Below are 23,353 nucleotides of genomic sequence, written 5' to 3'. Positions count from 1 at the left end.
TTTATTGAATTTAGACAATAATTTATAGGATAGTTAGTCCATTATGGGGCTGATTATCCTTTTTTATTTACAGACTAGATAAAGATTGGATATTCAGTTTAATGTAGGCGTGTAATATGAATCATTTGTTTGGCTTTAGGAGGAGGTAAAGCCTCGATGTAAGAACTTGAAATAAACAAGCAGAGTTTATTCTTAAAGATAGACAAAGAACCGGAGAGTGTTTTAATGAGGAGTCAAGAAATATCCATAAGAAAGCACAAATTGGGGGATGCCAGTATTTTTGAAAAAACACGCTAATAGTATGCAAGATTTTATACAGTTTTTTGGCTAATCCAGTAACAAACAAGAGCACTAAAACCGCGTTAGGATAGGAATGTATAAAATATGTATAGATTCATAGAACTAAAAAAGGGTTCACTTGTGAGAGCAGGGTTGTCCTTTTTCCTTGCTAACGCTAATGATGGGTTATGTTAACCTCATATGTATAGAATATACAGTTAACTAAAAATGAAAAGTTTACAATTAAAAATGAACAATAAAAAACAGTAATGTAAAATCACTACTGTTTTTTATTGTTTCTTATAAGTGAATCATTTGTACTCCTGTCTATATAATTTAAACGAATAAATAGCTCCAATAAAGAATACAAAAGCTTCAAATAATATAAAGATTTGACGGAAATTCTCAATATCTTTACCAACTAAAGAAATAAATATAGCATTCATTAGAATTTGAGTAGTAAACATACGAGAAGTAATTTTTAAATAAATAGTATTTGTTCTTTCAACCGGTTTACCAATTTTTTTGTAAATAATAATAAGTGCAATTACTGAACCCAAAAATAGAAGTGCTGTAAGTCCTACAACGATATTAAAATTGGCTGTACTTTCTAACATCCATTTATTTAATAGATCAATCATTATTATCTTCCTTTCCTACATAAGAGAATATTTTGTTCTTCTTTTTCACTATAATAAAAAAAGGAAAAAGAAAACATCGAACTTTCTTACAAACATTCGTGTATTCTTACAGTTTTGTCATTTTGTAAATGTATTCATCGCCCTGTTTTTCACTATTTTCTTTGGAAAACATAGTGAATTACGAGAAAGGGCGCTACAAAATCAACTTCCGAGAACAAAAATTATGTAAATAAGCTGTTCACTGGATTCTCGTAGAAAACTGTGGTGAGATAAAATTTTTGATTTTGTAGCACTTTAAAATCTTAGCTAGAGGGCTATTTATCGGTATCCCACAATAAAAAGGCAGGAACATATCAAATATGCTCCTGCCTTTGATTTTATTAAGTTTAATATCTATGACCTAAATATAATAGAATTTGGAGCTTCTTTTTATTTTAAGTAAATTGGGTAATTAGACTATAACATTAATGTTTATCGTTGAATATCATAATAATATAATGGAGGTGATGTTATATGGCTCTTACTACAGGACCAATTGAAAACGTAGGAAATCAACCTGCTAATGCAAATAGAGTTAGGGTGAAAATCCTTAACCGTACTGCGGGCCCACTTACTGGAGTAGCTAGAGTTTTTAGACTTGACGGTTCATTAGTATTAATTGAACAGGTAAACTTCAATGTGAATTCTAATGCTTCTACTTTTGTAACTCTAAGTTTAGTTCATCCTGCTTTTGGACAAGCATTTGAATATGAAGTTCAAATTGTTCCTAATCAACCTGGTGGACTATATAGTGTTTATGGACTAACAGCTGACAGTGTTATCATTACTGCACAACGTATTGTGAACTCAGAATTGACACAGTTTCTTTAATTAAAATAGATTGGTGCCTACATGGTATCCAATCTATTTTTGTACGTATTATTCAGAGAAAGAAAGGTTTTACACAAAAATAAAGACAGTTATGGAAAAGGGAAAAGTCGAGCTATCATCTTGATTTTTATTATTTCTGTCTTAGACTGTATCTGTTTTGTTGCACGGTTTTCTTTGAATGCATTTTATTCAAACTATTTTTTTAAGTATTTATTAAATATGCATTATTGCATAAATAAATTAAAATTTATAAGTTAATATTAAACTACTTTTTAGTTGTAAAGAATATGTTAATAATCTTTATAAGAGAAGGATATTCCTTGTAAAAAGTGAAATTGTTTGGAATGTGAATAAATAAAAAGTTTAGAAGTGATACAGACTGGATAGAGTCTTGTATTAAATAAACAGAAAAGGGGTAGGGGTTTCTAAAAGGTTTTGGGGGTTAGAAAGCACTTTTTAGTTAATAGCTTTAAATTATATTTTAAAGGGGAATGGGTATATGAAGTTTCGAAATACAAAGATTGCTATGGTTACACTATCTTCATTTTTTATTTTAGGTTCTGCATCGCTATCATTCACAGATACTATACACGGTGAAGTAGCTCCTGCATCAGCACAAGAGAGTATTGTGAAAAATTATGACGATACATATTATAATAACGCAATAGGAAAAACGGGTTTAGAATTAAAGAAGAAACTGCATAATATTATTGATAATCATACAAAGCTATCATACAGTGCGGTTTGGGAAGCGCTAAGAGATACTGATGAGGACCCAAATAATAAAAATAATGTGATACTCTTATACACTGGTCGTTCGCAAGGGAAACTTACGAATGGATCAGGAGTAAATAACTGGAACCGAGAGCATGTTTGGGCAAAATCTCACGGTGACTTTGGAACGACTGCAGGACCTGGAACAGATCTACATCATTTAAGAGCGACGGATGTATCTGTAAATAGTTCACGTGGAAATCTGGATTTTGATAATGGTGGTGTGAATCATTCTGAAGCGACAGAATGTAAATATGATAGTGATTCTTGGGAACCTCGTGATAGTGTAAAGGGAGATATTGCTAGAATGCTGTTTTATATGGCTGTTCGTTACGAGGGAGACAACGGCGAAATAGATTTAGAACTAAATGAAAAAGTGAATAACAATAAAGATCCATACATGGGGAAACTATCTGTTTTATTAAAATGGAATGAACAAGACCCGGTCGATGATTTAGAGCGAAAGCGTAATGAAGTGATTTTTACAAAATATCAACATAACCGCAATCCTTTTATTGATCATCCTGAATGGGTAAATAAAATTTGGAACTAAGATTTTTAAAGGTATTATATTTTGATAAAAGGGATTGATCATTATGATCAATCCCTTGTTAGATTTTTACTAGAATAAATGATTTTTATAGGACTAGTGAGGGAAATAGAATAGATATTTATATGGAACGATAGTACTTATTTATCTAGTTAAGTATTTAGTAAGGTCCCCACTCAATATTCACCCCAACAATAAGAAAAACAAGTCCGATGATAAACCAAATGAGTGCAAGTGGAGCCATGAAACGAATCCATTTTCCATAAGAAATGCCGCTTGCTGCGAGAACGCCCATTAAAACACCGGAAGTTGGATTAAGGCAGTTTACTACACCCTCGCCGAGCATAACAGCCTGTACTGTAACTTGGCGTGTAATGTGCATGAAATCAGCTAATGGAGCTAATATCGGAATAAAAATAACCGATTCTCCTGTCCCGGATGAAATAAGGAAATGTAATGCGGCACTACTTACGTACATACCGATAACACCAAATACAGGGCTTTGTCCTTCAAGAGACTGTGCGAGCTGGTTAACGATTGTATCAAGTAATTTTCCTTGTTCTAAAATGACTGAAATACAGCGAGCCATTCCGACGATTAAAGCACCATATATGAGATTTTGGCAGCCCGCTAGAAAAGTAGAAGCGATATCGTTTGCTTTCATGCCACCTATTATTCCGGCTGTAATTGCTATGAAAATAAAAGTAGCGGTCATTTCTGCGTCCGTCCAATGTAGACGAAAAGCGCCTATTAAAAATGCAATTAATGATAAAGCTGAAACGAGTAAAATTAATTTATGACGTATCGTCCAAGGAACTTCTTTTTTCTCTGCTTCCTTTTCGCTTGAAAGAGCGTTACTTGGAAACCAGTTGTCGCCAAGAATGCTTCCTTTATTCAATTTTTTCAAGCGCTTTACATACCAATTAATATAAAGGATAGTGGCAAGTAAAAAAGATATATAGATAGCTGTGCGTAAACCAATTCCCGAAAACATCGGAAGTTCTGCGATCTTTTGTGAAATGCCTAAAGGTGAGGGGGATAAAATAGTAGCGTTAAAACCAGCATAAGTGCCTAAATAAATAATTGCTACACCTACGATAGCGTCCCATTTTAATGTGCGTGCAACGATGATACCGATGGGGATAAAACCGATAACTGAATTAACGATAATGCCAGTCGTTCCGAGAATAGAAAAAAGTGCGGCAACGATACAAATGAAAAGTAATTGCTGATTACGAAATTTGTTTATAACATGATAGATTAAACCGTCAAGAGCACCTGTTTTTTCAAGAATGGCAATGGCACCGCCTGTAAATAAAATTAAAAAGATGATCGGAGCAGCAAGTGTCATTCCTTTTTCAATAGCGGTAAAAAAAGAAACAAATCCTACAGGTGATTGCGGAACAGAATGATAGCTACCTGGTATTGTCGTTGTAACGGTCCCGTTTGTAACTCTTTTAAATTCTCCAGCAGGAACGAAATACGTAGCAATGGCGCAAAGTAAGGCAATAAAAAATAGTAGTACGTACGCATCAGGCATTTTAAACTTTTGTTTACTAGGTTGTTTTTTTGCCTCAGTTTGTATTTGCATAAAATTCCTCCTTCTTCACTTTATTAATTTTAATATTCTGAATTAAATCCGTGAAATAGATTATAATAAAGGTAGCTTCTTAAGGCAATAGTTTTTGTATCCTTTTCCCGTACATACAAATTATTGCAATATTAGACAGGGAAACGATAATAAGCCAAGAATATGTTATGTAGAAAGAAAAAGGAAAAGAGGGAACAAGATGTGGAAAACTACAGATCTATGTGATGAATTTGAAAAGGAATTACAAATATGTCGCCAGTCTTTTCGGTCTTTTGGGAAGAAAGAACAATTCCACGGGAAAATTGCAACTGTAAAAGTGAAAGATGATAATGTACTAGTGAAGGAAGGATTGCAAACATTACCAGAAGGAACAGTATTAGTTGTTGATGGCGGAGCGTCTACTAATTGTGCGTTACTTGGTGATAATTTGGCAGCTATTGCGGAAGAAAGAAAGCTAGCAGGAATTATTGTGAATGGGTATGTTCGTGATTCTAGTGAACTAAAGAATATTAATATTGGTATTTTAGCGTTAGGAACGATGCCAAATAGAAGTGTGAAAGAAGGAAAAGGAGAACGAAATATTTCATTGCACTTTGGACAAGTGGATTGGAATCCAAATGAATATGTCTATGCGGATGAAGATGGCGTCATTATTAGTGAAAAGAGTTTACATAGTTAAGAGTTAATAAGTTATTATTCTTAGAAAATAAATCCGATAAAGCATGGACAAAATTCTTTGTCAATAGTAAAATAATACAGAAATTTAAAATTTACAGAATGTATAGGTTTATCGTTTTACGATAACTTAAATGGAAGTAAGTTGTGCCAAGAAAAGTGAATGTTATCACAATGATACGTTCATAAACAAAATTATTTTTCCTATACAAATATAGCCGCGAATAATGCGGGTAGGAGGTGTTGTACATTTTTGTTCGACACTTACAAAAAGAGAGTGTCAATCGCACGCCCTTGAAGGGCCTTTTTTTGTGTAAATGGTAGTAAGGGAGGAAATTTTGGGATGGCAATGTTGAAAAAGTGGCTGCTTACGTCGTTAATGGCAGTGACACTTGTATTTGTTTCTTTTGCGAATACAGTACATATTACGTTTGCTGAAGAAAATACAGCAAAACTTGCAATTATTGGGGAATCACAAAAAGGCATTATGTTATGTCCGAAAGAAGAGCAAATTAAAGATGGGGAAACAGCTTTAAGTTTGCTGCAAAAGGTCATGGGGGACAAGGTAGAATCTGAAACGATGTCGTTTGGAACATATGTAAAAGGCATCGATGGTTTAATGGCCGGGGCTACAAGTGCTTGGCTGTATGATGTAAATGATAAGTCTGCAGAAGTCGGAGCAGATAGTTATAAATTAAAATCTGGAGATGTTGTTGTCTTTCGCTTTGTTTCAGACTGGAGCAATATAAGCCAGGAAACATTGAAAGAAACGTTAGATAAGTTCGGGACGTGTAAAACAGAAGAACCTAACGGTGGCAAAACAGAAGAACCAGAACCAGAACCAGAAGGTGAAAATGGTAAACCGACAGTCGATCCAAAACCGGAAGATGAAAATGGTAAACCGACAGTCGATCCAAAACCGGAAGGTGAAAATGGTAAACCGACAGTCGATCCAAAACCGGAAGGTGAAAATGGTAAACCGACAGTTGATCCAAAACCAGAAGGTCAAGATGATAAAAAAACAGAACAACCACAGCAAGAGAACATTCAAGTTCCAAGTGCACAATTAAACGAAGCCATTTCTAAAACATCAGATAAGATGTTACAAGATGGAATTGAAAGTGACTGGGTAGCTGTAGCGCTTTCTCGTTCTGGAAAGAATGTGCCAATTGAGGCAAAATTAAATTATGTTAAGTCAGTAACTGAAAAAGTAGAAAAGCGTATTAACCGTTTTTCAGCGACAGATTTAGCTAGAACAATTATTATGATGAATGCAATGAGTGCAGACCCTAAAAATGTAGGTGGACATAATTTAGTTCAAAAATTGTATGAGTCAGATAAAGTGAATTCTGTTACAGGTTATGCATTTGCTTTACTTGCATTTGATACGAAGAAGTATGAGATTCCAGTTGAATCAAAATGGAACAGAGTTGCTCTAGTGGAAGCACTGTTAAATAATCAGCATACAGACGGTGGATGGACTTATAATAGTTCAGGTAGTAAAGATAGTGCTAGTAGCGTTGATGTAACAGGTATGGTTTTATCAGCATTAGCTCCTTATCAAGAGCGATCAGATGTGAAACCAGCTATACAAAAAGCTGTTGCGTATTTATATAACGAACAGCTGCAAAATGGCGGTTTTTCAGCTGATGGACAAGAAAATTCAAATAGTACTGCGCAAGCAATTATTGGATTATCGCTTGTTAAAGATGTAGATCAAAATCGTCTTCATAAGGCAATGCAAAACCTATTATCATATCAACTTTCAAATGGTGAATTTAAATGGTTACCAAGTGATCAAAATGGTAACGGAATGGCTACAGAACAGGCTCTTTTAGCATTACTTCAATTTAAGGAAATGGGAAAATCTATTTATGATTGGTCTAATGTAGACGCTGGTGATGTAATTAAGCCAAAACCGATTGAAGAGCCAGAAAAGGTCGTTGAACCAGAAAATAATGTAGTAGAAAAAGAAGTTACTGAAGAACCGAAAGAACAAAAACAAGTACAACAAGAAACAAAAGATGAAAATCTAAAAGTAGTTGTAGATAACGAACCGGTTAAGAATAAAAAAATCGGAAACGGTAACAGTCTACCAAAAACAGGAGCATCTTCTCATAGTCCAGCAACAGAAGTAGGTATGGGTGTATTATGTATTGCTTCTGCATATGTATTATGGAGACGTAAAGCAGCTTAACAAAAAATTAGGAGCAATTATTTGCTCCTAATTTTCGTATGAAAGGTGAGAGATAGGATGAGTAAGGTGAAATGGTTCATTTCTTTACTGCTTTCGCTCGGGCTACTTGCCGGATGTGAAGAGGCAGCTGTAAAGCCTGAAAAGAAGGTAGAACCGAAGCAAGAAGAGGTAGCGAAACAAGAAGAACAAAAAGATGAAGCGAAGCCAGAAGAAAAAGCAGAAGAAAAGCAAGCTGAATCAGAGCAAAAGCAGCAAGAAGAACAGAAAGAGAAACAAGAACAAAAAGTAGAAGAGAAGCCGAAAGAGGAAAAGCCGCAGGCACAACCAGAGGTAAAGAAAGAAGAGAAACAACAGGAACAACCGAAAGAGCAACCTGCTGTAAATAAGCAACCAGAGCAGCAACAAGTACAAGAAGAGAAACAACAACCGAAAGCACCAGAAGTAAAAGAAGAAGCAAAGGTTGTGAATCAGCCGAAAGAAACACCGAAGCAGGAGCAAAAGAAAAAGCCAGAAGAGAACAATAGTGTACCAGCTCCACCAACACCGGTACCACCACCAAACCCAGTGCCACCACCAGTACCACCAGTACCTAAAGCAAAACAAGTAACAATCTCGGTAAAAGGAAATAACGGATATATAATGGGTGCGAAAAAGATGGATGTACAAGATGGCGATACTGTGTATAAAGTATTACAACGTACAGGATTAGATGTTGATGCAAGCGGATCTAGAGATAGTATTTATGTAAAAGGTATTAATGATTTATATGAAAAAGATATTGCGGATACTAGTGGATGGAAATATCGTGTGAACGGTGCTTTTCCAAACCATAGTGCTGGTGTAGCTACGGTAAAACCAGGAGATACAATTGAGTGGGTATACGTATTACAATAAGAAAGGCATTCGGTAAAGGGCTATGAAAATAAGTTTTTCTTCTTTACATCCTTTTGTGAATTTTTTCTATTATATCGGGGTGATGATACTATGTATGATGTGTCTTCATCCTCTTTTTTTAATTGGAGCAATAGTATTAATTATTATGTTAAATGTGATGCAAGGAAATAGCGAAAAGATAAGAAAGATGCTACCGAGCACAATTGTTTTCTTTTTTATGGTAATTTTATTTAATTCGTTATTAACGCATAGAGGTCGAACTACGTTATTTTGGTTAGGTGATAGCCGTATTAAGCTTGAGGCGATTATGTTTGGAATAGTAATGGGGTTATTACTAGTTGCAGTTATGTTTACGTTTGCGTCATACAATGATATTATTTCCAGTCATAAATTTTTATATTTGTTTTCAAGAATTTCACCGAAAGTTGCATTGTTAACGATGATTACAGTGAGATTTGTTCCTTTGTTTATGAGGCGATTAAAGAAAATCACACTCGTTCAAAAGACGAAAGGTGTGCAGGTAGATTCAGGTTCCATAATTGAACGCGTCAAAAATGGTATGCAATTGCTGCAAGTATTATTAATTTGTTCATTAGAAGATGCACTGCAAACGGCAGATTCTATGCAAGCTCGTGGATTTGGTGTAACGAAGCGTACGACGTATATTCGCTATAGAATGGAAAGGCGCGATTGGTATACGCTCAGTTATTTAATCATTTTATTTATAGCTGCTATTATATGTAGTAATTATGGCGGGGGGAAATTGATTATTTATCCGAAAGTCGAATCGATTCTATTTCAGCAATACGATGGGATGATGTTTGTCGTATTAACGATGTTTATTAGTTTACCAATCATAATGGAAGGGAGAGAATGGATATGGTGGCGCATGCAGAAATAAACAATTTATCATTTGTATATGCTGATGAAAATGAAAAAGCGTTACAGCATATTTCTCTTTCTGTTCAAAAAGGTGAGTTTATTGCACTTGCTGGAGGATCGGGATCTGGGAAGACGACTTTATTAAAACATTTTAAAAAGGAGTTACTTCCAATTGGTACGCGTTCTGGAGAGATATTTTATGAGGGTGTTTTAATAGAGGAAGTAGCTGATTTGTTATCTGCCCAAGAAATTGGGATGGTATTTCAAAACCCAGAAAATCAGATCGTTATGGATACAGTGATTCAAGAATTAGCATTTTCTTTAGAAAATATCGGATTACCATCACATATTATTCAAAAAAGAATAGCAGAGCTTATTAGCTTTTTAGGATTTCAAGATTTATTGCATCAATCTGTTCACACGTTATCTGGTGGGCAAAAGCAACTTGTTAATTTAGCTGCGGTATTAGTTATGCAGCCGAAATTGCTATTATTAGATGAACCGACAGCGCAGTTAGATCCAATCGCTGCAAAAGAGTTTTTAGGATTATTAAAACGGATTAATGAAGAACTTGGAATTACGATTATTTTAAGTGAACATCGTTTAGATGAAGTTATCCCGCTTGCAACACGCGTTGTTTGTATGGATAATGGCCGTATTATGTATGATGGTAGTCCTAAAATTGTTATTACGGATATGTGGGGAGTAGAATCATTCCGTCCATTTATTCCGCAAATTCCAAGGCTATTTTTAGAGTGGAATGTGAGAGATATTCCGTTTACAGTGCGAGAGGCGCAAATGAAAATGAATGATTTTGCAGCGATATCATATGTAAATGAGCCAATAGCACAAAGTGAAAAGCAAGAGGTAATTTTAAGCGCAGAGCATATTTCGTTCCAATATGAAAAAAATAGTCCGCTTATTTTACATGATTTATCAGTTTCGATTGAAAAAGGAAAATGGGTAGCGCTCGTTGGGAAGAACGGTACAGGTAAGTCTACACTGTTAACGATTTTAGCAGGATTACAAAAAGCGAGAAGAGGGAAAGTAAAGTGGAACGGAAAAGTGATACATAAAATTGATTCGAAAGAACGATTTAAAAGTATTGGGTATGTATCGCAGCATCCGTATTATCATTTTACATTTGATACAGTATGGGACGAGGTTTATGAACGTGCACGTGAATTATACGGAGAACAAGGAAAAGAAATAGCAGAAGATACGCTAAAACAGTTTTGGTTGTACTCGCTTAAAGAACGCCATCCGCACGACTGTAGCGGAGGAGAGCAACAATTACTTGCGCTATGTACAACGTTATTATCAAAGCCAACGCTATTATTACTGGATGAACCGACAAAGGGGTTAGATCCATGGAAGAAAGAAAGAGTAGGAGAACTATTTAGGGAGCTGCAAAAAGAAGGAACAACAATTGTAATGGCGACGCATGACATTGAATTTGCAGCGAAATACGTTGATCAATGTATGATGTTATTTGACGGAACAGTCATTATGAATGATGCACCGAAAGAATTTTTTAGCGGGAACTTCTTTTATACAACATCTATTAATCGATTCATTCGAAAAGAATTGCCATATGCATTAACGTGGGAGGATGTGTACGAAGCGTGTCCAAACGATATGTTGCATTCATAATATGTATCTTTGCAGTAATAATCGGCACATTACTTCTTACGACACTTGTCATGGACGGTTATTACATGTTAAGTAGTTTGTTTATATTAGCGGTTATTATGTTACCTTTCTATATCCGTTTTGAAAGAAAGGCGTTTGTTTCACGTGAAATTGTTCTCGTTGCTGTATTAGCGGCAATTGCAGCAGTAAGCCGGGTGCCATTTTCTATTTTACCAAGTGTACAACCAACTTCTTTTGTCATTATCGTTTCTGCAATTGTATTTGGTAGTGAAACTGGTTTTATGATTGGTGCTACAGCAGCAATCGTATCTAATATTTTTTTAGGACAAGGTCCATGGACACCGTGGCAAATGTTTTCGTGGGGTATGATTGGTTTTATAGCAGGTTTACTTCGTAATACATTTTTTATGAAAAAGCTATGGGGAAGACTTCTTTACGGAGTAATTGTTGGCTTTTTATTTGGCTGGATTATGAATTTCTGGGGCCTTCTCGGTTTTATACGAGAAGCAACGTGGGAAACTGTCATTTCGTATTATATCGCAAGTTTTTACTTTGATTTGAGCCATGCGATTTCGAATGTTATTTTCTTATTACTATTTAGTACTTCATGGATTACGATTCTTACAAGATTTAAAAAGAAATACGGTATATTAGATGAGCATAACGTGACATAGAAAAGCATACTCATATAAGGTAGGGTCGCGACTTACATATTCGTTTGCCTCTTTCATGCTTCTTACATATTGTAAGGAGCATTTTTTTGTCAAAAAATCGATTTAATATACATCCGTTATTATATAAAATTATTTGTATAATGGTAGGTGAGAACTTTTTTCAAAAGGGAGGTGTATAGTTAATGAAGTTAGTTATTCCGAAGCAACATGGTGCATGGGCTATGCTTGTTATTCCTTTTTTATTAAGTGTCATACTTGGAAAACCTACTATTTATCATATTCCATTGTTTTTAGCGTGGTTCTTTATCTATTTAGCCACGTATCCATTTCTTACGTACATAAAGCAAAGACGAAAAAAAGAGTTTTTACAAGTTGCCATTGTTTATTTCAGTATTGCGTTCCTATTTGGGATGATTTCTTTATTATATGAGTGGCGAATTCTTTTATTCGTAATAGTAATGATTCCATTATTTATAGTGAATATGTATTACGCTCGTCAAAAAAATGAAAGAGCACTATTAAATGATATTTGTGCGATTATTGTGTTTTGTATCGGTGGGTTAATTAGTTATTACTTTTCAATGAAGCAAATCGATCATACAGCTATATTCATTGCACTTATTTCATTTTTATACTTTTTAGGTAGTACGTTCTATGTGAAAACGATGATTCGTGAAAAAAATAACCCGAAGTATCGTCTTATATCTTGGGGATATCATATCGTATTAACGATAATCATATTTGTGATTAATCCGTGGTGTTCTCTTATTTTTATACCAAGTGTCATTCGAGCAATTGTGTTGTATGGCAAAAATATTTCTATTATAAAAGTAGGAATTTTAGAAATTGCTAATTCTGTATATTTTTTAATCATAACGGCAATAATTATGAAGTATGCCATTTGAAAAAACTTCCCATCAATTGATGGGAAGTTTTTAATCTTTTTCTAAAATGTGAACGGTGTACTCGCAACGTTGAATAGCTTGTTCAACAGCATAAAGTGATTGTTCAATACGAGCGCGATTAAAATCTTTTTCAACTGTTTCGAGCGCTTCTTCTAAACAATTTTTAGCTTCTTGTAATGATTGAAAAGAATCTTGTACATATCCGCGAGCATTTTGATGCATTTCATAATCCTCCTTGCGTGTTCGTATATGGGTAGTATGAACAGTAAGGAAGAAAATATAATTTGTTATATTTATTTGACAATTAAAGTGGAATTACGTATAGTAAGAATTAAGTGAATATTTTCTTATCCAGAGAGGTGGAGGGACTGGCCCGATGAAACCCAGCAACCGCGATGCAGGTGCTAATTCCAGCAGAACATATTTGTTCTGGGAGATAAGACGAAGATATATACGTAACTTCTTCTTATCGGAGAGGTTTTTTTATTGCAAAAAAACCGATTACGAAAATTTATATTAAGAAGAAAGGGGTTGCGCATTACTGTGACACTCGAAAAATACGTAAAACTGCGTAGTACAGTTTATGAATATATGATAGAGCAAGATAAGCCGATATCATTGTTAGATATTCAAGAACATATCGTTTCGCATCATGAAGGAAAATTCACGAAAAAGATGTTGCATCAATTTTATTTATCAAGATTATTAGACGAACTAAAACTGGATGGGAAAATTACATTAGCTGATGAATATCTCTATGCTGAAAAAGGGGTATTGTATAAGGCGAGAAAAGGGAGCTAAGCTCTCTTTTTTTCTTAAAATAACGGAGTATGTAGAGTAAAAGACTGCTAAAGCAGCCTGATACAGGGAATGGTGTTGAGTGTGTAGTGTCAAAAATTGAATGTGCCTGAAAGAGGCAATTCATATCGGCTGCAAATGAAAAGAGACACCTTCGCCGAATAGGTGTCAGTCGTTTTGTCATATAGACTTGCTATTTGACAGTTATTAGAATAACATACAGGATTTTTGAAGTCAAAAGGGAATTAAAGGAAGGGGTACAATTATGTACGCTTACTTATTAAAAGATATAACGAAATGGATCCCAAAGTACATTGTAGATAAGGGATATGAATATTATGAAGATGGACATGTAGAAGATGTTGAAATACATGATAAAAAAGTGTTTGCTTTCGTTACTGGAAATGCCGGAAATTATGAAGTAGTTATCGATCTCGAAGATTTTTCAGAAAGTAGCTGCGAATGTCCATATGAGAATCTTTGTAAGCATATGGCGGCAGTTGTTTATGATATGCAAGGTGCTGGTGAGAGTGCAGTTAAAGAGAAACTGAAAGATTTAGAAAAAGAAGAGTTACTTATATTATTAAATCGATTATTGCAAAGTTCGAAAAACGTACAAATTGTAGAGAAGTTATTAAAGAAGGGGAAACTTTAACGTATAGAGGGAGTTGTTATGTAGTGAACGTACTAATTGTATACGCTCATCCTAATCCTTCAAGTTTTAACGCGGCGATTTTAAATCATGTGCAAAAAGGACTACCGGAAACAAATCATTCAGTTACGCTGCTTGATTTATACAAAGAACAATTTGATCCAGTCCTCGTATTTAATGAAGAGAAGAAAAGACGTGATTTAGTAAATGAAGAAGAAACAGCTCGGTACAGAACGTTAGTAGAAGAAGTAGATACACTTTTATTCATCTATCCAATATGGTGGTGGGGGATGCCAGCAATTTTAAAAGGATTTATCGATCGTATTTTCGTAGCTGGATTTGCTTATAAATATGAAGGGGCTCTGCCGAAAGGATTATTGCAAGGGAAAAAAGCATGGGTTATTAATAAGTTAGACTCGCCCCTATGGTACGTCGCATTGTTATATCGATCAGCAGATTGGATTATGATGAAGAGAGGTGTTTTACGTTTTTGTGGCATTCGCAATATAAAACGGTCAGTGTTTCAATCTGTGAAAAAGAGTAAAGTATCAAAGCGTGAAAAATGGTTATTACAAATAGAAGAAAAGGCTCGTACATTATGAATGAAGTCGACCGTATTATAAACTGTGTTCAGTATGATGGCGAACTTTTTCGGAAGTATGTTACGCGTTTACTTCAATTGAAAAAATGTAGCGAAACATTTCAGCAAATTCAAATAGAGTTAAGAAATGATTATTTAATAAGAGGAATTTGTGAAAGAGAAGTAGATGAGGTAGTACGGGGAAGTAAAGAATATGAAACATATTTTCTTCCTAAAGCGTTACAGTGGAATTTTTTGAGTGAACATCCACACTTGATCGGAAAAATTTGCGAAGATTTTTTTGCATTTGAGTCATTACATCTTACGGAGATAGAGTGGGAGAAGATTATAAATTGCATGGGAAATAAGTGATTTATTATGTAAAAAAGCTAGTATAAAACTAGCTTTTCGTTTAAATAAATAAGAAGCATAGACTAATGATAAAACCCGCATATAGTAAGTTCACAACACAAAATCCCATAATGTCACGAGCACCTAAACCAGCTATCGCTAATGCTGGTAATGCCCAGAAAGGTTGAATTAAATTCGTCCAAGCATCGCCCCATGCAATTGCCATTGCTGTTTTTGCAGCAGGTACACCAAGTTCAGCGCCAGCTGGAATCATAATTGGTGCTTGCACAGCCCATTGACCGCCGCCAGATGGAACGAAAATGTTAACAATGCCAGCACTTAAAAATGTAAAGAGCGGAAAAGTCGTTTCATTTGAAATGCTAATAAAGAAATTAGAAATAGCTCCTCCAAGTGAAAGTCCTTCACTATTTGCTCCAATCATCATGCCCATAATTCCTGCGTAAAACGGAAATTGAAGTAAAATGCCAGAAGCACTTTTCGTAGAGTCTGAAAAAGCGCGAATATACTGAATCGGAGTACGGTGGAAAATAAGACCTGCAATTAATAACATAAAAATCACGATATCGAGAGTAAGGTTAAAACCTTTCGTATAAAAGTAATTGAAAATATAAATTAGACCTAACAATCCAACGCAAAGTGTAATAATAATGCTATTTTCCATCTTTTCAGCGAATGTATTTTTTTCTACTTCTTGAGCAGCGGCTTCTTCATGGAACACGCTAGGATCTACAGTTATCGTATGTTTTTCATCTGGATGCATCGCCTTATTAATGAGAGGCATCGTAATGAGAAAAATAATAACTGGAACGAGAGCGTATGGTGAGAATAACGTTTCTGTTATTGGAATCGCCTCTTTAATACTTCCAGCAGTCGTTTTAATTAACGTTTCACCGCCTGTTGCTAACGTAAGAGGGATAGAGGCAGAAAGACCCGCATGCCAAATGAGAAATCCAGAGTAAGAAGAGGCGATTGCTAGTCTATAATCTAATCCGTCCAGCTGCCTTGCCACTTCTTTTGCGTATAAAACAGATACAACAATTCCAAAGCCCCAGTTTATGTATGCACCAAGTAAACTTACAATTGAAATGGCAATAATGCCTTGTCCATTCGTTTTTGGTAGTCTGGCAGCTTTCGTTAATCCCTTTTTAATAAGAGGAGCATTTGCTAAAGCAGATCCAGTCACGAGTACAAGTGCCATTTGCATAGAAAAGGCGAGGAGTCCCCAAATTCCATTACCCCAGTGATTAATCATTTCTACAGGGGTTTGGTGAGTCGCAAACATACCAAAGAAGATAACGAAAACAGTTAGTAAACATGATAAAATAAACGGTTCTGGCAAGAAGCGTTGCACCAAGGCGACGCAACCATTTGTAAAGGAACGAAACAAAATAGATCATCCTCCTTATGTATATGTATTACAATTATTCGAGGTTGTTTAGGAGATAACCTCTAATATAAAGAAAATTCAGATATTTATAGGGTGATAATTTATTGATAGGTTGATATAGAGCCTTGTATCAGATTCTGCTTTTAATATACTAGAAGAAAACGGTTGGAAATGGGGTAGCACTTATAGGGATAGTATAGAGAAAGGTTACTAGCTGGCTTCAAAGCAACTGTTGCAAAGGGAGAGGAGATTCAATACAATAGTGTTGTATTACATGAGAAATATGTTTTAGCACAAATCTAGCTAAAAATGTTTATACAAATACATTTAAAATTGATGGGGGAATTATGATCAAAAGTTTTTATCTTTTAAAGCCTAAAATGTTTACGGCAGATATGTATTATAAAGTTTTTATTACAGGTGACTGTATATATTTTATAAAGATTGGCGGACAGTTTCATAGTCGATATGCTTATAAAAAACAATTACCTGGTATTTCAGAGCTATTGTTTTTGTTCTGGTTCAAAAAAATTGAGAAAAAACAATTAAACTTAGAAACTGAAATAGATACAAAAATACATACTGGCGATGTACATGAACTCTTGCAATTAAAGAATAACTTTTCAATTGAAATAAATACAATTGAAGAGGTAGTATTAAATAAACGAGGAACGTTTCATACAGGTTTTAATGATAATGGAACAATTTCCTTTATGTTAAAAAATGGTCAAAAAATAAAGTTCATCATCCCGGAAGAAACTTTATTTTCATCTATAGAAGAAATTTTCGACCAATATGAACAGACAATCTTTGTAAGGGAAGTGTTTTAACGAATTCTCCAAAAGGTGTGGATGTATTAGTTAAACACTTAATTAAACATGTAAACTGCTTATATAAATTTTGATAGGCGTGTTTTAAGCAGTTATTCTTTCAGTATCTTCTAATATGTAGGAGTATAAATAAAATGTCCCAACAAGAAAAAGCTTCCACTATTGTGGAAGCTTTTCTAAATAATGTGCAATATCAACATACATATTTGAGTAAACCGAATGTATTTCATTACTTGGCGTTGCGTTAGAAGAGAAGTGGGCGATTACCATATTTGCTTTAGGATCGATGTAAAGTGTTTGTCCGTAACTACCTAACACTTCGAAAGCACCTTGTTCATTGTGGGGAATCCACCATTGATTATGATAAGAAATGGAAGCTCCAGGGCCAATTGCAAGTTCACCTTCTTGGACATCTTTTATATCTTTAGTAATAGAAGAAGGGAGAATTTGTTTTCCGTTATATTCCCCGTTGTTTAATAGTAATTGCCCGAATCTCGCCATATCTCTAGCAGTTGCATTTAATCCAGCACTAGCTTGTTCTACTTTTGTTTCATCTGTAACGTAATACGCGTTTTCTTCCATACCAATTTGAGACCAAATTCGTTCACTTACATTTTCAGCTAGTGATTTACCAGTAATAGTTCTAATAATCCAAGCGAGCGTTTCTGTTGATCCGTTATTGTAAGAAAAGGAAGAACCAGGCGGTGCAGTTTCTTCGGCTTCTCGTAACATATCATAAATTTTCATCGGACCGTCGTAGTTTTTGCCGCGGGGTAAAATATTGCTAGCTAAATATAATTGTGCATCTTGATTTTCTAGCCCAGGCTGCTCATACCCGTGGGTCGGGTATTCTGCTGACACTTGCATGTCCATTAATTGCTGAAGTGTGGCATTACCGAACGGTGTGTTTTTTAATTCTTTTATGTAAGTGTCAGCTGTTTTTTCTAAGTCAATACGTGTTTCTTCAGCGAGAGATTGTATAATCGCCCCGGTAAAGACTTTTGCTAATGATGCCATACCATGAGGTTCATTCTGTTTATACCCATTGAAATATCGTTCATAAACAAGTTGTCCATTATGTACAACGACAAAAGCATCTGTTTTGTTATCGTCTAAAAGTTTTTTTAGAGGAGTTGTATTTCCGAATCTACGCTCCACAGCAAAATCGTCTAAGTTTTGCAATGCGGAAGGGAAGTGAGCAATTTGGTCAGGATTGTTTTTTACGTTATTAACTAAAGTGAATTCTTTCATATGGGTATATGACCAACGTAAGTAAGGGTCATTTAACCAGTTTTCTTTTGTCACATTATGTTTTGATGGGGTCGTTTTATTTTGTTTGAAGTAAGTAAACCCAAGCCCTGTAATTACAAATATGAATGTTAGTATAAGTAAGAGTAGGGGAGATTTTTTTAGTTTCATATATGGCCCTCCTTTTTATTTCTACTATAAGTATACGCTCGTCTTGAAAGAAATACAAAATAAGGAAAGTAAACGGGGAAGTTTACTTTCCTTATTAACGTTAAGCGGAAATTTTTCCGTCTGTAGGTTGTTTCTTGAATTTTTGTTTTCGTCCGTGTAATCCATAATATAAAAGTAAAGTGAACGCAACGATAATAGCTGCGATAAAATACATATTATGATAACTGGATTTCGCTGCGACAATACCTAAAATGAAAGAACCAAAGCCAATACCACTATCAAAGAATGAGAAATACGTAGCTGTCGCAGAACCACGTCTATGGTTTGGAGCGGCAGAAATCGCAATCGTTTGGAAACTCGGAATTAATGTTCCGTAACCTAAACCGATTAGCATACCTGCGCCAAGGAACCAAAATGAAGTTTGTGCTTGGCTTAATATGAACATTCCGATTGTGAAAATAATGATAGCAGGGTAAACGAGTACATTTTCACCGAAGCGATCAAAAATCTTTCCTGTAAATGGACGAGAAATGACAACAACAAGTGCGTATAAAATAAAGAAGTAACTTGCAATTTCACTTAAACCGAGTTCTTTCGCATAAATAGGAATAAAGGATAAAATACCACTATAAGAAAAGGCTAAAACAAATCCTGTAAGTGCAATCGGAATAGAAGATGGTTCGATTAAGTCTTTCCATTTCATTTTTTCACGTTTTTGTTTGCTAACAGGTGCTTCGTGCGGAATATCTACAAGTAGTCCTAATAAAAATGCAAGTAATGAAAATACGGAACAAACGATAAATAACACAGTAAACGAAAAATGAGAAATAATTGTTAAACCTAAAAAAGGACCAATTACCATCGGCAGACTCATAAATACGCCGAAATATGCAAGTGCCTCGCCTCGTCGATGAGCTGGCGCAACATCAGTTACAATCGTACCAGTAGCTGTCGTTGCCATCCCGAACCCAATACCGTGTAAGAAGCGAAGGGCAAGTAATAAGAATAAACTTTGCGCACCGAAATACATAACAGTAGCGGCTAAAAATAATGAAAGTGAAATAAATAATATTTTCTTTCTTCCTAAATCATCGAGCCATTTTCCTGTGAATGGTCTACATAAAACAGAAGAAATAAGAAACACAGTTGCAACTAAACCAATTTCCTCAGGTTTTCCTTTTAGGCCGTCTATTACATAGACAGGCAGAGTAGTCATAAGCATGTAAAATGTTAAGAAGAGAAATAGACTACTAAAACAAGTTCCGAGGAAATCCTTCGTCCAAAGTTTCTCACTTTGCATCGTCATCCCTCCAATTTAATCTAAATTTTTAATAATTTGTTGTAACACTTGAAATGCTTGATGTAAATCATCCTCGTTAATACCTTCTAGCGTTTTTTCTTCGAAAGTATCAACTTCTTCTTGCCATATTGGAATCATCTTTATCGCTGTTTCGGATAAAGAAATGAGCTTCTCACGGCGATCTTTACCTTCTGTACGAATAATCCATCCCATCGTTTCCATACGTGTTAACGTACGAGTCATCGTTGGTGATTCAACATTTAAATACTGGCACAATTCTGTTTGCGTACAAGAACCAGTTTGATTAATGCGGAAAATAACAGCCCATTGCGCACTAAATAACCCTGTTGGAGATACACGTTCATTAAATTTCTTCGTAAACTTTCGAGAAGTCTGGCTGACGATGTGAAAAAAATGTTGTTTTTCGTCCATGTATTTTGATCCTTTCAAATTAGTTACCTAGCTAACTATATACTTTTTTATAATAATTGTCTAGTAATAGACATGTTGATTTATGTAAAAAATTCTTATAGGTTTTATGTTGCGAACGTACATTCTACGTGCTATTCTTTAATTAAGTAAAGAATTTTCTTTCTATTAAATAGAATGGGGGAACTTGTGATGATTAAGCCTGCAACAATGGAGTTTGTTTCACTATCGAACGGAGAAACGATTGCATATCAGGAAGTTGGAAGGCGAAATACAGATATTCTTGTACTCATTCACGGGAACATGACATCGTCACAACATTGGGATTTAGTCATTGAAAAATTGCAAAATCAATATCATATTTACGCTCTTGATTTAAGAGGATTTGGACAATCAACGTATAATCAATCGATAGATTCATTACAAGACTTTGCAGAAGATGTAAAATTATTTATCGACGAGTTAAAGCTAGAGAAATTCTCATTAATGGGCTGGTCAATGGGTGGTGGCGTTGCGATGCAATTTACAGCGAATCACCCAACTTTTGTAGAAAAGTTAATTTTAGTAGAATCAGTAGGAATGAAAGGTTACCCAATCTTTAAAAAAGATACGAATGGGCAGCCGATTGTATCAAGTTTAGTAAAGACGAAAGAAGAAATTGCACAAGATCCAGTACAAATCGCTCCAGTATTAGACGCGATAAAAAATATGAACAAACTATATTACCGTACAGTATGGAATCTATTAATATATACGCATAACCAACCTGAACCGGACCGTTATGAAAAGTATTTAGATGATATGTTAACGCAACGTAATTTCGTAGATGTGAATTATGCGCTCATTACATTTAATATTTCAGATGAACATAATGGGGTTGTAGAGGGAAGTAAGCAAATTCATCGTATTAAAGCGCCAACACTCGTCATACAAGGTGATAGAGATTATGTCGTACCCCAAGTAGTCGGTGAGGAATTAGCGAAACATTTGCCAAATGCAGAGTTGAAGGTATTAGAAGATTGCGGACACTCGCCGTTTATTGATTGTTTAGATGTATTTATAAAACATGTAGAGAATTGGTTAGAACAGAAATAATCCCCGAAATGAAAGGTATTGCATATACTATAACATTGTAGGTAAAAGGGGAGATTATCAATGCATCAACCATTTTTCATCGCTTATTCGCCATATAATCATTACGCATATACAAAAATGATGATAAACCCGCTGTATATGCAAGTTTCGCCAGCTGTAGTTCCTTTACAAATGCAATATCCGCAGCCACCAATCGCTAACACACAGCAATACTTATATGAAACTGCTTTTTATAAACATCCATACTTTAAGCAATTTCATAACAATGTGAAAGCACAAGTTTGGGAAGGATAAGGTAACAAGCTAAAAGATTCATTCTTTTAGCTTGTTTTTTATTGCGAATATTCGTACACGCATTTGCAGAAACAGTTTATAATGAAAAGTGGAAGCGTGAGAAGGAGAGGGAAAGGGATGTCAATGCGTTTTACTTTTTGGATTATGGTTGGGATTGTAGCAATCTCGGGTTTATCACAAGGAATGCTCTTACCGGCCATTGCAATGATTTTTGAACAAGAAGGGGTTAGTTCAAGTATTAATGGTATTCATGCGACGGCATTGTACATTGGGATATTAGTCATTTCGCCGTTTCTTGAAAAACCGATGCAAAGGTTTGGAATGAAGCCGATTATTGTTATAGGTGGGTTTCTCGTTATTATTTCATTATTCTTTTTTACACAAACATTTTCGTTTTGGGTATGGTTTATCCTTAGATTTCTAGTTGGAGTCGGAGATCATATGCTTCATGTCGGAACACAAACGTGGATCACGACAACATCAGACCCAAGTAAAATAGGGAGACAAGTATCGATATACGGTGTATTCTTCGGAATTGGTTTTGCCGTTGGCCCGTATTTAGCAAGCACTGTGCAGTACGGTCTTGCAACGCCATTTATTATATCTACTATACTTTGTCTAATAGGTTGGCTTTTACTACTTCCAACAAAAAATGCATTCCCAGCGCAAGATGAAAGAGAAGTGAAGAGTGAATCATCATTTTCTCGTTATAAACAAGTTGTTGGATTAGGATGGATTGCACTGCTAGGACCACTTGCATATGGCGTACTTGAAGCAATGCTAAACAGTAACTTACCAGTATACGCACTTCGTAAAGGGTGGTCTGTTTCAGATGTATCCTTCTTATTACCAGCATTTGCAGTTGGGGGTATTATTACACAAATTCCGCTCGGTATATTGAGTGATAAATACGGAAGGGACCGTATATTAACGTGGACGTTTAGCATAAGTACGGGCATTTTTCTACTTGCCGCCGTATTTGATCAATATTACTGGATCGTCTTTGCCTGCATGCTTTTAGCGGGTATGGTTATTGGATCGTGCTTCTCTTTAGGGCTTGGATTTATGACTGATTTATTACCGAGACATTTACTACCGGCAGGTAATATATTATCCGGAATCGCTTTTAGTTTAGGAAGTATTATGGGACCTGTATTAGGCGGCATATTTATAGAAAAAATACAGTATACAAGCTTTTTTATTGCGGTTATGATTATAATGGGAATTCTCGCAATGTTATATATGGTCTACATGAAAAATCAATTTGCATCAAGAAAAATAGAAAGTAGGTTAGGGCATGACAAAACAACCTAATAAAAAGAAATTTGAAGTACTTGAAAATGAAACAATTACAGACTGCTTAGCACGTATGGAACAAGAAGGCTACGCTCCGTCTCGTCGTATGGAAGAGCCAATCTTTCATGAAGTAAAGAAAGACGGCAAAACAGTAGTTGAGCCGTGCGGTAGGAAGATTGTTTTTGAAGGGAAATTGAAGTAATCCAATAACAAATTCTCTTTATAGTATAGAGCCATCCAATAGTTGGATGGCTTGTTTTTTTATTAATCAATGAAGGAATTGAATAGAATGAATCTCTCGTTCATTTCTCCTAAT

The 23,353-nt window shown here is 35.2% G+C and carries 25 protein-coding genes and 1 riboswitch; of the genes, 18 read left to right on the top strand and 7 right to left on the bottom strand.

All coding sequences use genetic code 11. The features are described 5' to 3' along the window. Positions 1 to 590 precede the first annotated feature (590 nt). Positions 591 to 920: a hypothetical protein gene (locus AB6801_RS14570; protein WP_000566272.1), complete on the bottom strand. Its 330-nt coding sequence runs from the start codon at positions 918 to 920 to the stop codon at positions 591 to 593. Positions 921 to 1,433: 513 nt separating this feature from the next. Between AB6801_RS14570 and AB6801_RS14565 the strand changes: the two genes are divergently transcribed. Together AB6801_RS14565 and AB6801_RS14560 are read left to right on the top strand one after the other, a co-directional pair. Beyond that, entirely contained in the window at positions 1,434 to 1,790 is a 357-nt protein-coding gene (locus AB6801_RS14565) for a hypothetical protein (protein ID WP_001229426.1), read from the top strand. A gap of 499 nt (positions 1,791 to 2,289) precedes the next feature. Further along, positions 2,290 to 3,117 (top strand): endonuclease I family protein, encoded by an 828-nt coding sequence (locus AB6801_RS14560; RefSeq protein ID WP_097999254.1) that lies wholly within the window; start codon positions 2,290 to 2,292, stop codon positions 3,115 to 3,117. Positions 3,118 to 3,274: 157 nt separating this feature from the next. Here AB6801_RS14560 and AB6801_RS14555 read toward each other — a convergent pair whose 3' ends face one another. After that, a complete protein-coding gene (locus AB6801_RS14555; RefSeq protein ID WP_053512612.1) occupies positions 3,275 to 4,705 on the bottom strand; it encodes a YfcC family protein in 1,431 nt (476 codons plus the stop codon). Between the two features lie 199 nt (positions 4,706 to 4,904). On the opposite strand from AB6801_RS14555, the gene rraA reads away from it, so the two are divergent. The 7 genes from rraA (at position 4,905) to AB6801_RS14520 (ending at position 12,585) form a co-directional block, all read left to right on the top strand. Next, positions 4,905 to 5,384 carry a ribonuclease E activity regulator RraA gene (gene rraA, locus AB6801_RS14550; RefSeq protein WP_000266038.1) on the top strand — a complete coding sequence of 160 codons (480 nt, stop codon included), beginning with the start codon at positions 4,905 to 4,907 and terminating at the stop codon, positions 5,382 to 5,384. 339 nt (positions 5,385 to 5,723) lie between these two features. Further along, on the top strand, positions 5,724 to 7,577 hold the full coding sequence (locus AB6801_RS14545) for a DUF4430 domain-containing protein (RefSeq protein WP_370941096.1): 1,854 nt from the start codon (positions 5,724 to 5,726) through the stop codon (positions 7,575 to 7,577). Positions 7,578 to 7,634: 57 nt separating this feature from the next. Further along, complete coding sequence (locus AB6801_RS14540; RefSeq protein WP_087875589.1) at positions 7,635 to 8,471, top strand: DUF4430 domain-containing protein; 837 nt, start codon at positions 7,635 to 7,637, stop codon at positions 8,469 to 8,471. Between the two features lie 22 nt (positions 8,472 to 8,493). After that, positions 8,494 to 9,372: an energy-coupling factor transporter transmembrane component T gene (locus AB6801_RS14535; protein WP_097999256.1), complete on the top strand. Its 879-nt coding sequence runs from the start codon at positions 8,494 to 8,496 to the stop codon at positions 9,370 to 9,372. Further along, complete coding sequence (locus AB6801_RS14530; RefSeq protein WP_044584694.1) at positions 9,345 to 11,006, top strand: ABC transporter ATP-binding protein; 1,662 nt, start codon at positions 9,345 to 9,347, stop codon at positions 11,004 to 11,006. The genes AB6801_RS14535 and AB6801_RS14530 overlap by 28 nt, the downstream gene beginning before the upstream one ends. Further along, complete coding sequence (locus AB6801_RS14525; RefSeq protein ID WP_000044907.1) at positions 10,979 to 11,680, top strand: ECF transporter S component; 702 nt, start codon at positions 10,979 to 10,981, stop codon at positions 11,678 to 11,680. Before AB6801_RS14530 ends, AB6801_RS14525 begins: the two co-directional genes overlap by 28 nt. A gap of 182 nt (positions 11,681 to 11,862) precedes the next feature. Continuing rightward, a complete protein-coding gene (locus AB6801_RS14520) occupies positions 11,863 to 12,585 on the top strand; it encodes a YwiC-like family protein (protein WP_097863114.1) in 723 nt (240 codons plus the stop codon). 30 nt (positions 12,586 to 12,615) lie between these two features. On the opposite strand, the gene AB6801_RS14515 is transcribed toward AB6801_RS14520, so the two are convergent. Beyond that, positions 12,616 to 12,807, bottom strand: coding sequence for a hypothetical protein (locus tag AB6801_RS14515; RefSeq protein WP_000554032.1), 192 nt, complete (start codon positions 12,805 to 12,807; stop codon positions 12,616 to 12,618). Between the two features lie 122 nt (positions 12,808 to 12,929). Then, positions 12,930 to 13,028, top strand: a riboswitch (SAM riboswitch). A gap of 100 nt (positions 13,029 to 13,128) precedes the next feature. Here AB6801_RS14515 and AB6801_RS14510 point away from each other — a divergent pair. The 4 genes from AB6801_RS14510 (at position 13,129) to AB6801_RS14495 (ending at position 14,987) form a co-directional block, all read left to right on the top strand. After that, positions 13,129 to 13,386, top strand: coding sequence for a hypothetical protein (locus AB6801_RS14510; protein WP_000171476.1), 258 nt, complete (start codon positions 13,129 to 13,131; stop codon positions 13,384 to 13,386). 262 nt (positions 13,387 to 13,648) lie between these two features. After that, positions 13,649 to 14,038: an SWIM zinc finger family protein gene (locus tag AB6801_RS14505; RefSeq protein WP_000271524.1), complete on the top strand. Its 390-nt coding sequence runs from the start codon at positions 13,649 to 13,651 to the stop codon at positions 14,036 to 14,038. Positions 14,039 to 14,061: 23 nt separating this feature from the next. Further along, a complete protein-coding gene (locus AB6801_RS14500; protein WP_097999257.1) occupies positions 14,062 to 14,637 on the top strand; it encodes an NAD(P)H-dependent oxidoreductase in 576 nt (191 codons plus the stop codon). After that, positions 14,634 to 14,987 (top strand): group-specific protein, encoded by a 354-nt coding sequence (locus AB6801_RS14495; RefSeq protein WP_141530606.1) that lies wholly within the window; start codon positions 14,634 to 14,636, stop codon positions 14,985 to 14,987. Before AB6801_RS14500 ends, AB6801_RS14495 begins: the two co-directional genes overlap by 4 nt. A gap of 40 nt (positions 14,988 to 15,027) precedes the next feature. Here the strand turns inward: AB6801_RS14495 and AB6801_RS14490 are convergent, their stop codons facing one another. After that, on the bottom strand, positions 15,028 to 16,374 hold the full coding sequence (locus AB6801_RS14490; protein WP_000490009.1) for a short-chain fatty acid transporter: 1,347 nt from the start codon (positions 16,372 to 16,374) through the stop codon (positions 15,028 to 15,030). Between the two features lie 347 nt (positions 16,375 to 16,721). Here AB6801_RS14490 and AB6801_RS14485 point away from each other — a divergent pair, with 347 nt between their 5' ends. Further along, positions 16,722 to 17,204 carry a hypothetical protein gene (locus AB6801_RS14485; protein WP_000597313.1) on the top strand — a complete coding sequence of 161 codons (483 nt, stop codon included), beginning with the start codon at positions 16,722 to 16,724 and terminating at the stop codon, positions 17,202 to 17,204. A 159-nt stretch (positions 17,205 to 17,363) separates the two neighbouring features. Here AB6801_RS14485 and AB6801_RS14480 read toward each other — a convergent pair whose 3' ends face one another. From AB6801_RS14480 to AB6801_RS14470, 3 genes are all read right to left on the bottom strand, one after another. Next, positions 17,364 to 18,623 carry a serine hydrolase domain-containing protein gene (locus AB6801_RS14480; RefSeq protein WP_097999259.1) on the bottom strand — a complete coding sequence of 420 codons (1,260 nt, stop codon included), beginning with the start codon at positions 18,621 to 18,623 and terminating at the stop codon, positions 17,364 to 17,366. Between the two features lie 100 nt (positions 18,624 to 18,723). Then, positions 18,724 to 19,923: an MFS transporter gene (locus AB6801_RS14475; RefSeq protein WP_001190318.1), complete on the bottom strand. Its 1,200-nt coding sequence runs from the start codon at positions 19,921 to 19,923 to the stop codon at positions 18,724 to 18,726. Positions 19,924 to 19,938: 15 nt separating this feature from the next. Then, positions 19,939 to 20,355 carry a MarR family winged helix-turn-helix transcriptional regulator gene (locus AB6801_RS14470; RefSeq protein WP_000343675.1) on the bottom strand — a complete coding sequence of 139 codons (417 nt, stop codon included), beginning with the start codon at positions 20,353 to 20,355 and terminating at the stop codon, positions 19,939 to 19,941. 189 nt (positions 20,356 to 20,544) lie between these two features. On the opposite strand from AB6801_RS14470, the gene phaZ reads away from it, so the two are divergent. The 4 genes from phaZ to AB6801_RS14450 all read left to right on the top strand — a co-directional run bounded on the left by phaZ (position 20,545) and on the right by AB6801_RS14450 (position 23,239). Next, positions 20,545 to 21,447 carry an intracellular short-chain-length polyhydroxyalkanoate depolymerase gene (gene phaZ, locus AB6801_RS14465; protein ID WP_000594888.1) on the top strand — a complete coding sequence of 301 codons (903 nt, stop codon included), beginning with the start codon at positions 20,545 to 20,547 and terminating at the stop codon, positions 21,445 to 21,447. 60 nt (positions 21,448 to 21,507) lie between these two features. Further along, positions 21,508 to 21,741 (top strand): hypothetical protein, encoded by a 234-nt coding sequence (locus AB6801_RS14460; protein ID WP_000554162.1) that lies wholly within the window; start codon positions 21,508 to 21,510, stop codon positions 21,739 to 21,741. Positions 21,742 to 21,858: 117 nt separating this feature from the next. After that, complete coding sequence (locus AB6801_RS14455; RefSeq protein ID WP_098220010.1) at positions 21,859 to 23,055, top strand: MFS transporter; 1,197 nt, start codon at positions 21,859 to 21,861, stop codon at positions 23,053 to 23,055. Next, entirely contained in the window at positions 23,039 to 23,239 is a 201-nt protein-coding gene (locus AB6801_RS14450) for an NETI motif-containing protein (protein WP_000166303.1), read from the top strand. Before AB6801_RS14455 ends, AB6801_RS14450 begins: the two co-directional genes overlap by 17 nt. Positions 23,240 to 23,353 lie beyond the last annotated feature (114 nt).

It is taken from the genome of Bacillus sp. RCC_6_1 (genome assembly GCF_041360755.1).
Classification (GTDB): domain Bacteria; phylum Bacillota; class Bacilli; order Bacillales; family Bacillaceae_G; genus Bacillus_A; species Bacillus_A cereus.
Note: the sequence above shows the minus strand (reverse complement) of the source record. Positions and strands in the feature narration are given on the sequence as shown.

Bases quoted from the DNA above. Each gene is read 5' to 3' on its own strand.
- AB6801_RS14475 (WP_001190318.1), bottom strand. From the start codon at position 19,923: ATGCAAAGTGAGAAACTTTGGACGAAGGATTTCCTCGGAACTTGTTTT.
- AB6801_RS14460 (WP_000554162.1), top strand. From the start codon at position 21,508: ATGCATCAACCATTTTTCATCGCTTATTCGCCATATAATCATTACGCA.
- AB6801_RS14535 (WP_097999256.1), top strand. From the start codon at position 8,494: ATGAAAATAAGTTTTTCTTCTTTACATCCTTTTGTGAATTTTTTCTAT.
- AB6801_RS14565 (WP_001229426.1), top strand. From the start codon at position 1,434: ATGGCTCTTACTACAGGACCAATTGAAAACGTAGGAAATCAACCTGCT.
- AB6801_RS14450 (WP_000166303.1), top strand. From the start codon at position 23,039: ATGACAAAACAACCTAATAAAAAGAAATTTGAAGTACTTGAAAATGAA.
- AB6801_RS14545 (WP_370941096.1), top strand. From the start codon at position 5,724: ATGGCAATGTTGAAAAAGTGGCTGCTTACGTCGTTAATGGCAGTGACA.
- AB6801_RS14555 (WP_053512612.1), bottom strand. From the start codon at position 4,705: ATGCAAATACAAACTGAGGCAAAAAAACAACCTAGTAAACAAAAGTTT.
- AB6801_RS14470 (WP_000343675.1), bottom strand. From the start codon at position 20,355: ATGGACGAAAAACAACATTTTTTTCACATCGTCAGCCAGACTTCTCGA.
- AB6801_RS14540 (WP_087875589.1), top strand. From the start codon at position 7,635: ATGAGTAAGGTGAAATGGTTCATTTCTTTACTGCTTTCGCTCGGGCTA.
- AB6801_RS14455 (WP_098220010.1), top strand. From the start codon at position 21,859: ATGTCAATGCGTTTTACTTTTTGGATTATGGTTGGGATTGTAGCAATC.
- AB6801_RS14530 (WP_044584694.1), top strand. From the start codon at position 9,345: ATGGATATGGTGGCGCATGCAGAAATAAACAATTTATCATTTGTATAT.
- AB6801_RS14485 (WP_000597313.1), top strand. From the start codon at position 16,722: ATGATCAAAAGTTTTTATCTTTTAAAGCCTAAAATGTTTACGGCAGAT.
- AB6801_RS14480 (WP_097999259.1), bottom strand. From the start codon at position 18,623: ATGAAACTAAAAAAATCTCCCCTACTCTTACTTATACTAACATTCATA.
- AB6801_RS14560 (WP_097999254.1), top strand. From the start codon at position 2,290: ATGAAGTTTCGAAATACAAAGATTGCTATGGTTACACTATCTTCATTT.
- rraA (WP_000266038.1), top strand. From the start codon at position 4,905: ATGTGGAAAACTACAGATCTATGTGATGAATTTGAAAAGGAATTACAA.
- AB6801_RS14495 (WP_141530606.1), top strand. From the start codon at position 14,634: ATGAATGAAGTCGACCGTATTATAAACTGTGTTCAGTATGATGGCGAA.
- phaZ (WP_000594888.1), top strand. From the start codon at position 20,545: ATGATTAAGCCTGCAACAATGGAGTTTGTTTCACTATCGAACGGAGAA.
- AB6801_RS14520 (WP_097863114.1), top strand. From the start codon at position 11,863: ATGAAGTTAGTTATTCCGAAGCAACATGGTGCATGGGCTATGCTTGTT.
- AB6801_RS14505 (WP_000271524.1), top strand. From the start codon at position 13,649: ATGTACGCTTACTTATTAAAAGATATAACGAAATGGATCCCAAAGTAC.
- AB6801_RS14515 (WP_000554032.1), bottom strand. From the start codon at position 12,807: ATGCATCAAAATGCTCGCGGATATGTACAAGATTCTTTTCAATCATTA.
- AB6801_RS14570 (WP_000566272.1), bottom strand. From the start codon at position 920: ATGATTGATCTATTAAATAAATGGATGTTAGAAAGTACAGCCAATTTT.